The following is a 13,401-nucleotide window of genomic DNA, read 5'->3' on the forward strand; positions in this document are numbered from 1 at the left end:
ATGAGCAAGCTTTACAGCCCTTATGAAGGTATCTTTTTTGATTTAGATGGCACGCTTGCAGATACCGCTCCAGATTTAGTGGCAGCCGCAAACAAATTACTAGTTGCCCGCAATCTCGCACCTAAGCCATATGAGTTTTTGCGCCCCTATGCTTCAGCTGGTGCCCGCGGCTTACTTGAGGGTGCTTTTGGAATCAGTCCGGATCACGAGGATTTTGCTGTGCTTCGTGATGAGTTTTTCGGTAACTATGAAAAAGCTCTACTAATTGACAGCAAGCTATTTGACGGCATCGATCATTTACTTGATCAAATGGATGCTGCGAACCTGCCCTGGGGAATCATCACCAATAAAAGCGAGCGCTTTACCAATCCTTTAACCGACCTTATGGGTCTGCGACAAAGGGCTATCTCCACCGTCTCCGGCGACACAACACCATTCTCAAAGCCGCATCCAGAGCCAATTCTCCATGCAGCTAGAGCTAGCAACATTGATCCAAGTAAATCAATTTATGTTGGAGACGATATTAGAGACGTTTTAGCAGGCAAAGCCGCTGGTATGAAGACTGTGGCAGCCGCTTATGGCTACTGTGGCTGCAAAGAGCCCCCAGAGGCTTGGGGAGCGGATTACATCATTGATACCCCACTAGATTTACTGCAAATCATCTTTCCCAGCAGGGAATAAAGATATTCAACAATTTAAAGCTAGCGGCTTTAAAATAAGAAGTTCCAATGCATGCAATCTGGGACCGACATGGTTTCGACGTGGGTTACAAAGCATCAAGGGCATACCGAGGACCCGTTATCTCGTAAATCAATGGGAATGTAATAACTGCTAACGACGAACGTTACGCACTAGCCGCTTAATTGCGGTTGCCCCTGAACTGATTCTCTCTTGGGTCAGGTAGCGCAAGCTACATCAGGGTCATATACAAGAGATAAGACTATTTTGTGTCACGAAGAATAGTACGAAAACTTAGTGAATCGTCAGCGGGGAACGTGTCAGTCCGTGCCTAGCTGATTAAATCAAATGATATGACTAAGTATGTAGAACTTGTTGTGGAGGATTTGCGGACGCGGGTTCGATTCCCGCCGGTTCCACCAAATTGAAGTCAGTAACAAACAAACGCCACCCACCAAGGTGGCGTTTGACCTTCTTAGCAATCCATTATTCGCATCAATTGAATTGATAGCTCATGCCAGCTTGAAAATTAAGTGGTGCGCCAGCAAATATGCCATCCGGACTGCGACTAGAGATATACCTTTTATCAAAGACATTATTGATCACGCCAAATACCTTCCAATCCTTATTAAGGGCGTAGTTAGCACTCCAATTTACCGTTGCAAATGCAGGCACCTCGCCTAGAGTTCCAATGGTGTTTTGAACCATAGTATTTGCTGAGTCAGCATACTGCGCAGAAACATAATTCAAACTAACTAAGGTATTGAAGCCATTTTTTTCGTAACTAACACCCAGGTTAGACGTTAGCTTAGGAGTGTAAGGAATGCGGTTACCATCTCGCCCCAAAGAATTCGTCCCAACAAATTTTGCAACAGTTATGTAAGTGGCATTGGCATTAATGGCCCAACCGCGACCCAACTCATACCCCAGGGATGCCTCGGCACCCTGGTGCAAACTTTTACCTCCATTGGCCTTTGAAATACCTGCAGCCAAACTTTGATTCACAATTTGATTGCTAAAATTCATGCTAAAGATGGCTGAATCATAAGAAAACGCACCTGACCGACCGCGCAATCCCAATTCCATATTGGTAGAGCGTTCTGGAGCTAACTGCTGATCAACCCCCTTGTCATCAATCGCAGATGCCAATTGCGCCGGAGCAAACCCTTTATAAATGCTGCCATATGCCTGAGCTTGCGGCACTAATTGCCAAGTAGCTCCAATCTGTGGAATGGTTTCCACATTCTTAGCGCCACCACTTTTATTCGTAATGACATTAGACCGAGTTTGGTTATAGCTTTCGACGCGCACCCCTGGCGTCAGAGCAAAGTCCTTAGTTAACAAGAGGCGATTTTGAGCATACATCGCAAGTGAGTTAGCTCTATTTTCCTCATGCATAGAAATTCGGCCGGAGTAGGCCAGTGTTTTCGAGCTCACCAGTTGGTTGATTTGAGATTCAGTATGCAAACGCACGCCAAACTCTGCCTCATTAGCGATTCCCAAAGCTTTGTAAGCATGACTTATCCGAGAATCCAAGCCTAGCATTTGAAACTCTCGATTTCGACCTACCAGGCAGTCTGCACCAATATTACAAGCCTTAAAGATCGTAGCGTCTTGTGTCCGCTTCACAATACTTTGTCGCCAGTAGTTTCGTGATAACTTACTCCAATACATCAAGGTATTGATCTTAGTATCCGGGTTAATTTCTAATGAGTGATTGATATCTACGGCGTTTCTTTGGGTAATGAAGCGATCGTTTGGCGCTGGATTAACTTTGCTGCGATTAATATATTGCGTAGGACGCAGACCTACATAGGAGGTGTTGATGTTGTTATCGTAGTGCGTATATTTCAAACTAAGCCACTGATTTTGCGCAATTTCAATACCGCCTTTCATCAAGATGTCGTACATCTTAAAACCATTACCCTGGTATCCACTCGAATCAGATTGGATCAGATTTACTCCTCCAATTGCACCATTCGAAGATGACTTTCCTCCCGCTTCAATCTCAGCCAAGCGATAACCATAATTACCCACCTTGCCAGTTAACTTGAATCCCTGAGAAGGCGTTTTACTGAGGTAGTTAACTACACCACCAATATTAGATGGCCCATATTGCAATCCTGATGCCCCTTTCAAGACCTCAATTCCGCCGATTCGTTCAACCGGTGGGCTGTAATACGAAGCATTTGAAATAAATAAGCTTGGCTGGATTGGTGCCCCATCCTCCAAGAGCAATACTTTTGAGCTACGACTCGGATTTAAGCCACGAATTCCAATATTCGGAATAGATCCCAAGCCGCCTTCATCGCCACGAATATTGACGCCCGGGATTGTCCTCAAGACATCCTGTAAAGACTGAGGCTGCAACTCCTCCATCTTCTTTTGGTTAATAACGTCAACTGTTCCTGGAATTTTGCTTAGCGCATTTTCCTCGCGGCCAACAATATCGATTCTGGGTAACTCAATATCCTGAGCACACACCCAATTTGAAAATGAGCTGCCATACAACAATGCAACCGATGAGAACCAGGCCAGCCTGTTTCGAGAGCGAAAAACTTCTTGATGCTTCATATACCATCTCCAGTGATAACAACAAAAAATCGCTGGCTATATGCATATGAAAATGCTCTTGCTGGCTAGTAACCGATTTAATTCCTACTTAGTCAATATGAGCTTTCCCAGTTTAGTGATACGCAATTGATATACATGCCCATCATGCAGAATACAAATCTGCTTCATCTGACCCAATAGCGCCTCACTCGAAATTATTTTTGGCAAACAACGAACACAGCTTTTGTTTGGGGATTCAAGATTCAAAGTGTTTTTCTCACCCAAAGACTACCCCTCCAAGGTAAATTGCACGGGAGTCTGAAAGCACTGCGAGGAAAGCCTGGTGTAATTAGCTGTAACTGGAGTAAATCTCCACTGCGCCAGGGTTGTTAGGGCCGATTGATCCAAGCCATGAAAGCCCGAGCTCTTAGAGATGCCAGCCTCCAGCACAATGCCTTGCTCATTCACACAGAGCTTAACAATTACTAAACCCTGCTCTCTTAACCTCCTACTAGCCAATGGGTAATAGGGTTTTGGGTTATGTAAAGTCTGCCTAGCTTCACCGCTCGCTAAATGACCTACACCCTCAGCTCCGGTGGCTGATGGATCCTCGTTCACCTGCATTGAACCGAGATTTTCCTGGCTTGCGAATGCATTAAATCGAGGCATAGCTTTAGATTTTTTCGGTGCAAAGTCATCCGCTCTTTCGCCCACCAAACTCACTAAGATATTCCCCGGTACGAATGATTCCTCTCTAGAAAAAGATACGGACAGCAAGCCTAGTAAAAATAGTAGATGAGTGGCTGCTACGCCTGAAATTAGTAAAACATTTCTAATTGAATAACTATGGCGCAAATCGCTTCCTTAAAAAATTATTGCAAAAAACACAAGTCAACTTACCGATATAACTTGTAGTAAGTTATCAATTGGTCTTAATGATTTTAAGGATGATGCTATTGATAAACAACCATGAACCCAATGGGGACGGGTATTGTAGGGCTATTAAATGTGCTACGGCTTTAAGGTCAACCGCCAAAGTGAAGTTACTTCTTGAGAGCGTGCAGCATGTAATGCATCCGCTTTATCAAATACTTTTTGATGCGTAGGCTTAGTATCTAAACGCGCAACTACTTTTAAACCAGCTTGCTCAATCCAATCAAGAAGCTCTTCTCTAGTTCGCAAACCTAAATGCTCCGCCAAGTCAGACAGGATGAGCCAGCCCTCGCCTTTCGGAAGCAGGTGGTTTTTTAATCCATGCAAGAAACCTTTTAGCATCTGACTCTCAGGGTCATATACCGCATGCTCCAGAGAGGAGCTAGGTCTTGCTGGCAGCCAAGGTGGATTACAAACAATGAGCGTTGCTTTATCCTCTGGGAAAAGATTAGTTTTACGAATTTCAATCTGTGCTTTTAGTCCTAGATGGTCTACATTATCTTGAGCGCACTCAATAGCTCGATCATTTAAATCCGTCGCAATAATTTTCTGAATATCGCGCAGAGCCAAAACAACCGCTAAAACTCCAGTACCCGTGCCAATATCAAAAGCTGTAGAGCTTTGTTTTATGGCTTCTGGCAGCGGAGCTTTCAGAACTAAATTAATGTACTCACTACGCACTGGAGAGAAAACACCATAGTGTGGATGGATGCGAACCTCTTCATCATCCCTAGTAAGAACTTGAACACCCGTCTTGCGCCACTCATGGGCACTAATGACGCCGAGCAGCTCACGCAGTGAGATAACATAAGATACTGTCTGCTCGCCATAAGCCTCCAAGCAAGCTTGAGCAACATCTGGGGCACGTCTTAATGAGATACTGTGATCAGCGTTAACTGGTATCAACACCATTCCCAAAATACGAGCACGCTGCGATTGGGTAAGGCGGTGAAGATTGAATGTGTCTAGCGGGCTTTTGCTTTTCTCTTTTGCAACTCGATCAGCTCTTGAGGATTTCTTGGAAGGCCTATCCACTCTTCGCACCAAAGCCTGCAAAAGTTGTCGGGCATTCTGAAAGTCCCCCTTATACAGAATTGCCGTGCCTTCACAAGCCAGACGATAAGCAATATCTGCGGTTAGAGTGTCATCAGCAATCTGAATCTTTTTATGGGGAGCAATGCCATTTTCAGAATGCCAGTTAGCGCTATGGATTTGCCCGCCATCCTCCCACTGAATTGTTGTTGATAGGGCCACCTAGGAAACCACAAGACGGTTATTTTGATAATCATCAATAGCCTGCTCAATCTCGGCACGTGTATTCATGACAAAGGGGCCATATTGAACAATAGGCTCATGGAGCGGTAAAGCGGCAAGGACAATAAATTGCGCACCAGCAGACCCTGCCTTCGCTTTTAAACGGTCTCCATCCCCAAGCACAATTGCGGCTTGCTTTGGCGCCGGCATCATTGGGCCGCCTATTTCTAGCTCACCTTCATATACATAAACGAAAGCATTAAGCTCTTTAGGAATGCGATGTTCAAATTCCGCATGAGGGGACAAGTGCACATCTAAAAATAAAGGTGAAGTGGTAATTCCTTGAATCGGGCCTTGCACTTCTTTGTCATCCTGGTGATATCTGCCGGCAATCACTTTGACTGCACCACCATTACTTAATGTAATCTGGGGAATATCCTCAACCTGAATATCTTTATACCCAGCAGGCTTCATCTTTTCTTTTGCAGGCAAGTTAATCCACAGTTGAAAACCGCGCATGGCACCACTCACCTGTTGAGGCATCTCAGAATGAATAATCCCGCGCCCCGCTGTCATCCACTGCACGCCACCAGTCTTAAGGTGACCTTGATTTCCAAGGTGATCTTCATGCAGCATATGACCCTCAAGCATATAGGTCACAGTCTCAAATCCTCGATGCGGATGAGCTGGAAAACCTGCCACATAATCATTCGGATCGTTTGAAGAAAACTCATCAAGCATCAAAAAAGGGTCTAGCCTAACTTGATTCTGCCCACCAAGACTGCGGCGCAACTTTACACCCGCTCCATCAGAAGTAGCTATGCCAGGAATAATCGTTTGAATATTGCGGATCATGTTGATTAACTCATCAGTCTTTTAAGCAGGAGGATGATCTTCAGGATTGACGTCTAGCGCGATTAAGAAGCGGGACACCATGTTGTAAGCGGCAATTACCGTTACCAACTCTACCGCATCAGTACTTCCCAATGCCTTTTGTAAACGCTTCATCAAATCAGGATCCACCTTGATATTTCGCGTCATCTGTAAAGTGAGTTCAGCGGCATCATTTTCTACCGGCGAAAATAAATCTTTTGGGAAAGTCGCTTGCCCAATGAGGCGCAAGCCTTGAACCTGTTCCTCTGTTCCACCCGCCTTCTTGAAGGGTGGCGCATGGTGAAAGAATTCATACTCAGCACCATTGAGCACCGCCACACCACACATAGCTAACTCACGCAACTTGGGATCTAAAGATAAATTATTCCTAATCTCGCCAATGAAATGATTCCAGCCTTCAGCAATTGGCACACTATGCAAGAGCATACGATCCAAGTTAATGAATTGACCACCACGTCTTTTACGAATGGCGGCAACCAACTCAGCAGGCTCTGCCAAATCCATTGGCTGATACGGAATTAAACGTTCTGACATAAATACCTTTTACTGAGAAGTTTCTTTAATATTGTTTTCGATAACAAACTTGCCCCAGATGCCGACCTGTTTGCCGATAAACTCACGGGCTGTTTCAGATGATCCACCAATAATCTCAATTCCTTGAGCTTTGAATTTTTCAGCCACTGCCGGCGTTTTAAGAGCCTTATTCAATGCCTTATTCATTGCATCCAGGATGGCTGGCGGTGTTTTTCCTGGGGCTAATACAGCCCACCACGCAGGAGCGCTAAAACCTGGGAATCCACTTTCGGAAATAGTTGGCACGTTAGGTAATGAAGGAGATCTCTTCGCTGTTGTAATTACTAAGGGAACTACGCCACCACTATCAATATGCGGCTTTACCAAAAACTCTGAGCCAACCGCTAATTCAACCTGACCACCCAATGAATCTTGCATTAAGGGGCCGCCTCCGCGATAAGGGATATGGTTCCAATCAAAGCCAGCTTGTTTTGCAAGGCGCGCCATCGCCAAATGGCCGAGACTGCCTATGCCGATAGAGCCATAGCTAAATTGCTTGCCCGACTTAGACATATCAACCAACTGCTTAAAGCTGGTAATGCCTGATTTCTTGCTCGCCACCAAAACCATTGGTGAGGTTCCCACCAAAATGACCGGGTTAATATCCTTAATAGTGTCGTAGGGAAGCTTGTCTTTAAGACTTGGATTAACCCCGTGGGTATCAAATACCACTGCGAATGTGTAGCCATCAGGATCAGAGCGGGTCATTGCCGCTGTACCGATGACGCCGGAGGCACCGCCAATATTTTCAACAATCACATTTTGCTTGAGCTCAGATTGCAAGGCTGGCGCTAAAACTCGAGCCACCTGGTCTACGGATCCGCCTGGCGGGAAAACGGCAATTAAGCGAATCGGCTTTTGCGTGGGCCAAGAACCTACCCCAGAAGTTTGGGCGATGCCCAGGGCACTAACGGCAAATAAAGCAAAAAACAAGGCGCTTTTTGCTATTTTCTGTAAACACAGCATGAAATGTCTCCTTTTATTAGGCTCCTAGATTAACACCCAGGAGATCCGTTTGCTCGATAATGCATAGGTTGCTTGATGGAAAAGAAAATGAAGTCAATTTTAAATATTGCCGCCTACTTATTTGTCAGTCTGGATAACCTAGAGGAGTTGCGCGCCAAGATGCTGGAGCAGTGCAATACGCGCCACCTCAAAGGAACTATCCTCTTAACCGGCGAGGGAATTAATATGTTTCTGGCTGGCGGGACCGATGAGTTGCGCGGCTTTTTAGACTGGCTAAGAATTGACCCTCGCTTTCAACCACTCGAAGCAAAAGAAAGTTGGTCGGAAGATCAGCCATTCAAGAAAATGCTCATCAAACTCAAGAATGAGATCATTCGAATGAATCACCCAGCCATCCGCCCAGAAGAGGGTCGAGCCAAATTTATTTCACCAAAAAAATTACAGGAATGGCTTGACCGTGGCACAGATGATCTTGGTCGCCCAGTGGTGATGGTGGATACACGCAACGCGTTTGAAGTTGATTACGGCACCTTTGAACATGCACTGCATTTCAATATTGAAAAGTTCACCGAGTTTCCAGCAGCCATTTCCGCACACAAAGAAGAGTTGGTTGATAAAACACTAGTCAGTTTTTGTACTGGCGGTATTCGCTGCGAAAAATCAGGGTTGTACATGCGTGAAATTGGCATGGAACATAGTTACCAATTGGAGGGCGGCATCTTGAAATACTTTGAAGAGGTTGGGTCCGCCCACTACAAGGGCAGCTGCTTTGTTTTTGATGAGCGTGAAGCCCTTGATCCCGATCTGAGCATTACTCCAGTCGAACGCACCGTCAGAAGAAAAGCGAAAGCAGAGCAATCTTAAGTAGCAAATTAATTATTTCTACTCAAGGCTAACAATAATTCATATAGCTTTTCAGCTGCAGGTGCAAGACTACGCCCTTTCTTGCTGATCAACCCAATCCGCCTGGATACAACGGGATCAACCAAGGGAACGCTTGCTAACACCGGGTGGTCTTTACTTGGCATCGCTAAAGAAGGCACTACCGCTATACCCATCCCAGCCTCGACCAAACCGAGTAGTGTGGTGACGTGCTGAGCTTCGTAAATGATATTGGGGGCTTGTGATTTTCCCGCCAAGGCAAGGTCAATCAACATTCGATTTCCTGAGGATTTTGAAACGGTCATGAAGTCATATTTGCTAACCTCTTCCCAAGTGACTTTTTTCTTTTTGCTGAGAATGTGATCTTTTCGACAAGCCACTACAAACTGCTCTTCAAAAATCGTTTTAAATTCAATATTAGATTCATCGCTACCAACAAAGTTCACTCCAAAGTCAGCTTCCCCGCTAGCGACAATTGAAAGCACCTCATTGGCACTTGCATCATGAATCTTGATGCGAATCTTTGGAAAGAGTTCATGGTACTTACTCAATACCTGCGGCAAAAAGTAATAGACCGCGGAAGGAACGCAGGCGATCGTAATTTCACCCATTCGCCCACCACCAACCCCTTCAATCCCTAAAAGAGCCTCATCCAAGCCCTCTAATAAAAATTTGGATTTTTTTGCAAAATCACGCCCGATGGAAGTGAGCTCCATATTTCGAGTATCGCGATCTATGAGCTTGACCCCCAAAGCTGACTCAAGCTTCTCAATGCGACGACTGAAGGCGGGCTGGGAAATATTGATCGACTCAGCTGCCTTTTTGAAGCTTTTAATCTCGGCGGCAGCTACAAAAGCCTGTAAATCATGTAGATCAAAGTTAATTGTCATAGATATTGATGTGTTGAACGCATTAGTACTTAATAATATTGCAATATGCAAAATGAAGGAATAATGCAAAAATCCTGCCAAGCATGAAAAAAGAAACTTTACGGAGACTTTCAATGAAAACCAAACTAAAAGCCCTGATTTTGAGCACTTTGTGTATTCCCGCCTTCCTATCTTCGGCGGTATTTGCTCAAGCGTATCCAACCAAAACTATCACTATCGTTGTGCCAACCGCACCCGGTGGCGCAAATGACGCTATGGCCCGCATTATTGGTCAAGGCCTAAGCCAAAGAATGGGTCAGCCCGTGATTGTGGAAAACAAACCCGGTGCCAATGGCGCAATCGCCACTGAGTTCGTGGCTCGTGCAGCTCCAGATGGCTACACGATTCTTTTTGGTTACATCGCAACGCACGGCATCAATCCTGCTTTACAGAAATTAAAGTACGACCCTATTGCCGACTTTGAACCAATTGGTATGGTTGCAAACTCACCAACCTTATTGGTTGTTACCAATAACTTGCCCGTGAATAATGCTAAAGACCTGGTTGCCATGCTCAAAGCAAAGCCAGATACGATTAGCTATGCCTCTGCTGGCAAAGGTACAGCCCCTCATTTAGCTGCTGAATTATTCCAAATCAATACCGGCACACAAATGCTGCACGTACCTTACAAAGGTTCCGCGCCTGCGATTGTTGACACTATTGGCGGCACCACTCAAGTGATGTTCCCAAGTTTATTTAGTGCATATCCACAAGTGGCTGGCGGCAAGTTAAAGGCTCTGGGCATTGCTGGTGACAAACGTTCATCTGTTCTTCCAAATGTTCCTACATTAAAAGAACAAGGCATACCAAATATGAATGTCACACAGTGGTACGCCTTATTTGCTCCAGCAAAAACTCCAAAGCCAATCATTGATCGCTTGAATAAAGAACTCAACCTCACCTTAAACGATAAGGCGAATGAGAAAAAGATTGAAGATCAAGGTGCAGAAGTAGAAACAGGTACACCTGCACAGCTGAAAAGCTTAGTTCAAAAAGAAGTGGTTCGCTGGAAGAAGTTAGTGGATAGCGCAAAAATTACTGCTGATTAATAATGTTGAGAAGCGTAACTATTTCGCCCGAAGGCCCCCTGAAAGTCATTACTTCAGGGGCTTTCGCAGCGGCCTTAAAGGATTTAGTACCAATCTACGAGAAGCAATATCAAACCCAGGTTGAGCTATCGTTTGGCTCCTCTATTGGCGCAGCTCATGACTCAATCCCAACAAGATTGAGTGAGGGCCAAAAATTTGATGTCTTTATTTTGGCTGGCTCCGCTCTTGAAAACTTTATTCAAGAGGGTCAAATTAAAAACAATACTCGCGTGGATTTGGTTTCGTCACACATTGCTGCCGCTGTTCGTGCGGGTGATCCAGAGCCGGATTTGAGCACCCTAGAGTCTTTCAAGCATGCCATGCTGACTTACGGAAGAATTGCTTACTCCGCTAGTGCGAGTGGCACCTATCTTTCTACAGAATTATTTCCACAGCTAGGTATAGCAGAAGAAATGTCTGTCAAAGCTAAAAAAATCTTTAGTGAAAGAGTGGGCACAATCCTCATGAGAAACGAAGCCGATCTCGGCTTTCAGCAAATGAGTGAATTGCTACCTATTCAAGGCATTAAAATCCTGAGGGATCTACCACCAGAAGCGCAAAGATCGTTTTTCTTTTCAGCTGGCATCGGAAGTGATACCAAGCAAGAAGAACAGGCTCGTCATCTTGTTGAATTCCTCGCGTCAGTAGAAGTTGCAGATCAAATTAGCAAGACGGGTTTAAAGCCTGTGCTTGCAAAGGCTCCCTGGCTTAACTAAGTCCAAGAGCTTGGCACACATAGGCAAAAGGGGTTGGGACTTTATGTAGCACCCATCCCCCACTTGGCCCAACTTTCAAATATGATTAGGATTACCAAAATACTATTCAAATTTGAAAAATGCGCACTCCTTCCAACCTACTAAAACACATTCTTTTGGCAATTATTTGCCTATTTACTGGCACACTTAGCGCCCAGAGTTATCCCACCCAACCCATAAAGATTGTTGTGGGTTTCTCTCCTGGCGGTGTACCAGATATAGCAGCTAGAATTATCGGGCAGCATATGAGTGAGAATTGGAAGCAGCCGGTAGTCGTAGAAAATAAGCTTGGCGCTGGCAGCAATATCGCCGCACAATTAGTTGCAAACGCCCCATCCGATGGATACACCCTACTATCTATTTCTTCGGCTTTTGCAATATCACCAGCCATTTACTCATCCATGGCCTTTGATCCCATTAAGGATTTCTCTGGAATTACTTTAACCGCCACGGGCCCTGCTTTGGTGTTGATTTCACCCAATCTCAAAGTGAATACCATGAAAGAGTTGCTTGAATATGCAACTAAATACCCAGGCAAAGTAACTTATAGCTCTGCTGGGGTGGGAAGCGGCTCTCACTTTGCGGCAGAACTAATTCAAGCAAAGGCTGGTGTTGAGCTATTGCATATTCCCACAAAGGGTATTCCCGATGCCATTACCGAGGTCATGTCCGGGAGGGTGGACTTTTTTATCAGCCCCTATGCCAGCGCTATTAACCTGGTGAAATCCGGCAAAGTACGCGCTATTGCAATCACCAGCACAAAAAGATTTAAAGATCTACCTAACTTACCCACTGTTTCAGAATCTGGAGTACCGGGATACAAATGGGAGTTCTGGTATGGCTTGGTTGCACCGGCAAAAACGCCAAAACCCATTCTTCAAAAAATTGCTTCTGAAGTAAAACGGATCCTGGAGTTACCAAGCGTGAAGGAACGTTTTGACGAGCTTGGAACCACTGCCGTGTCTAGCACTCCTGATCAGTTTGATAAATTAATTGCAGCGGAAATTATTGAATTTGCTCGCTTGGCAAAATTATCAGGAATCAAACCCGAGTAAAGCATCTTAGTCATGAATGAAATCATCACCAGTCAAGGCAATCAAATAGCCTATGCGATTGAAGGTAATGGGCCGTGGCTCACCCTGTCCCATTCCTTAGCAAGCAATATGAGTATGTGGCATCCACAGATGCCGCTACTAACTAAGCATTTCAAAGTATTACGATTTGACACTCGTGGACATGGCAATAGCTCTGCTCCATTAGATCCGTATACGTTAGATGATCTTGCGGAAGATGCCATTGATTTATTCCAGTCACTTGAAATAAGCCGTACACACTGGCTTGGGCTGTCTATGGGCGGCATGATAGGTCAGACCTTAATCCTGAAATATCCTCAATTATTCGAATCTCTTGTTTTGGCAGACACAACTAGCAAACGCCCTGACAATGCAAAGCAAATGTGGGGCGAGAGAATTTCTCAGGCAAAGGCCGAGGGCATGACGGCAATGGTTGAGAGCACTCTCAAGCGCTGGTTTGCGGATGATTTTCGAAGGGATAATCCAGTCATCATTCAAGAAATTGCAGAAGGCATTGCTAGCACCTCAGTAAATGGATTTTGTGGTTGCTGTGAAGCAATTTCACACATCAATACATTTGATCGCTTAAGTGAAATCAAATGCCCAACATTGATTATGGTTGGAGAGCACGATCATGGCACTCCCCCACATATGGCAAGGTCAATGAAAGAGAAAATGCTAGGTGCTCAGTTCCATGAAATTCCTAATGCTGGGCATATTTCCAATATTGAACAGCCAGAAATATTTAATCAATATTTGATGGACTTTTATAGGCTGAATAACTTTCTATAAGAGGCGCAATCTCTTGCGCCCCACCTATGGA

Annotated in this window: 14 protein-coding genes and 1 other RNA gene; 7 read left to right on the plus strand and 8 right to left on the minus strand. The window is 44.9% G+C overall.

Annotated features, from left to right (window positions below):
• Both ICW03_RS08065 and ssrA read left to right on the plus strand, forming a co-directional pair.
• Complete coding sequence (locus tag ICW03_RS08065; protein WP_215347134.1) at positions 1-681, plus strand: HAD family hydrolase; 681 nt, start codon at positions 1-3, stop codon at positions 679-681.
• 60 nt (positions 682-741) lie between these two features.
• Positions 742-1,100: a transfer-messenger RNA gene (gene ssrA / locus ICW03_RS08070) on the plus strand.
• 73 nt (positions 1,101-1,173) lie between these two features.
• Here ssrA and ICW03_RS08075 read toward each other — a convergent pair.
• From ICW03_RS08075 to ICW03_RS08105, 7 genes are all read right to left on the minus strand, one after another.
• Positions 1,174-3,252 carry a TonB-dependent receptor domain-containing protein gene (locus ICW03_RS08075; RefSeq protein WP_215347136.1) on the minus strand — a complete coding sequence of 693 codons (2,079 nt, stop codon included), beginning with the start codon at positions 3,250-3,252 and terminating at the stop codon, positions 1,174-1,176.
• 84 nt (positions 3,253-3,336) lie between these two features.
• On the minus strand, positions 3,337-3,516 hold the full coding sequence (hemP, locus tag ICW03_RS08080) for a hemin uptake protein HemP (protein ID WP_371819867.1): 180 nt from the start codon (positions 3,514-3,516) through the stop codon (positions 3,337-3,339).
• A 3-nt stretch (positions 3,517-3,519) separates the two neighbouring features.
• A complete protein-coding gene (locus ICW03_RS08085; RefSeq protein ID WP_215347138.1) occupies positions 3,520-4,008 on the minus strand; it encodes an energy transducer TonB in 489 nt (162 codons plus the stop codon).
• A 234-nt stretch (positions 4,009-4,242) separates the two neighbouring features.
• A complete protein-coding gene (locus tag ICW03_RS08090) occupies positions 4,243-5,418 on the minus strand; it encodes a class I SAM-dependent methyltransferase (RefSeq protein ID WP_215347140.1) in 1,176 nt (391 codons plus the stop codon).
• A complete protein-coding gene (locus tag ICW03_RS08095) occupies positions 5,419-6,273 on the minus strand; it encodes a pirin family protein (protein WP_215347142.1) in 855 nt (284 codons plus the stop codon).
• A gap of 21 nt (positions 6,274-6,294) precedes the next feature.
• Entirely contained in the window at positions 6,295-6,846 is a 552-nt protein-coding gene (locus ICW03_RS08100; RefSeq protein WP_215347144.1) for a carboxymuconolactone decarboxylase family protein, read from the minus strand.
• Positions 6,847-6,855: 9 nt separating this feature from the next.
• Positions 6,856-7,851 (minus strand): tripartite tricarboxylate transporter substrate binding protein, encoded by a 996-nt coding sequence (locus ICW03_RS08105; protein WP_215347146.1) that lies wholly within the window; start codon positions 7,849-7,851, stop codon positions 6,856-6,858.
• An 87-nt stretch (positions 7,852-7,938) separates the two neighbouring features.
• Here ICW03_RS08105 and ICW03_RS08110 point away from each other — a divergent pair, with 87 nt between their 5' ends.
• Positions 7,939-8,715: a sulfurtransferase gene (locus ICW03_RS08110; protein WP_215347147.1), complete on the plus strand. Its 777-nt coding sequence runs from the start codon at positions 7,939-7,941 to the stop codon at positions 8,713-8,715.
• Positions 8,716-8,723: 8 nt separating this feature from the next.
• On the opposite strand, the gene ICW03_RS08115 is transcribed toward ICW03_RS08110, so the two are convergent.
• Positions 8,724-9,623: a LysR family transcriptional regulator gene (locus ICW03_RS08115; protein WP_215347149.1), complete on the minus strand. Its 900-nt coding sequence runs from the start codon at positions 9,621-9,623 to the stop codon at positions 8,724-8,726.
• 113 nt (positions 9,624-9,736) lie between these two features.
• Here ICW03_RS08115 and ICW03_RS08120 point away from each other — a divergent pair, with 113 nt between their 5' ends.
• The 4 genes from ICW03_RS08120 to pcaD all read left to right on the plus strand — a co-directional run bounded on the left by ICW03_RS08120 (position 9,737) and on the right by pcaD (position 13,370).
• Positions 9,737-10,711, plus strand: a complete 975-nt coding sequence (locus ICW03_RS08120) for a tripartite tricarboxylate transporter substrate binding protein (protein ID WP_215347151.1) — start codon at positions 9,737-9,739, stop codon at positions 10,709-10,711.
• Positions 10,712-10,713: 2 nt separating this feature from the next.
• Positions 10,714-11,466 carry a substrate-binding domain-containing protein gene (locus ICW03_RS08125; protein WP_215347153.1) on the plus strand — a complete coding sequence of 251 codons (753 nt, stop codon included), beginning with the start codon at positions 10,714-10,716 and terminating at the stop codon, positions 11,464-11,466.
• A 119-nt stretch (positions 11,467-11,585) separates the two neighbouring features.
• Complete coding sequence (locus ICW03_RS08130; protein ID WP_215347155.1) at positions 11,586-12,560, plus strand: tripartite tricarboxylate transporter substrate binding protein; 975 nt, start codon at positions 11,586-11,588, stop codon at positions 12,558-12,560.
• A gap of 12 nt (positions 12,561-12,572) precedes the next feature.
• Positions 12,573-13,370: a 3-oxoadipate enol-lactonase gene (pcaD, locus tag ICW03_RS08135; protein ID WP_215347157.1), complete on the plus strand. Its 798-nt coding sequence runs from the start codon at positions 12,573-12,575 to the stop codon at positions 13,368-13,370.
• The last annotated feature ends 31 nt before the right edge of the window (positions 13,371-13,401 follow it).

It is taken from the genome of Polynucleobacter sp. MWH-Aus1W21, assembly GCF_018687275.1.
Taxonomy (GTDB): domain Bacteria; phylum Pseudomonadota; class Gammaproteobacteria; order Burkholderiales; family Burkholderiaceae; genus Polynucleobacter.